Below are 249 nucleotides of genomic sequence, written 5' to 3'. Positions count from 1 at the left end.
GAGACGCTCCGAAACGCGGCGATCGACTACCGACGGGGAGACGCGTCGAACCGCGACGCCCTCCACGAAGTCGTCGACGGCCTGTCGACGACCCGCGAGGAGGTGGTCGCGCGGGCGTTCACGACCTACTTCGAGCTTATCAACCTCGCCGAGGAGCGCGAGCGGGTCCGCGCGGTCCGAAACGCCGACGACGGGAGCGCCCTCCACGACTCGTTCGACGCGACGATCGCCGAGTTCGCCGAGGAAGGC

The 249-nt window shown here is 69.5% G+C and carries 1 protein-coding gene; it reads left to right on the top strand.

The features are described from left to right. A partial coding sequence (locus tag EXE44_RS19185) for a phosphoenolpyruvate carboxylase (RefSeq protein ID WP_137718124.1) occupies positions 1–249 on the top strand: 249 nt, incomplete at both ends.

Origin of the sequence: Halorubrum sp. SS7 (genome assembly GCF_005435055.1) — an archaeon.
GTDB classification, from domain to species: Archaea; Halobacteriota; Halobacteria; order Halobacteriales; family Haloferacaceae; genus Halorubrum; species Halorubrum salinarum.
Note: the sequence above shows the minus strand (reverse complement) of the source record. Positions and strands in the feature narration are given on the sequence as shown.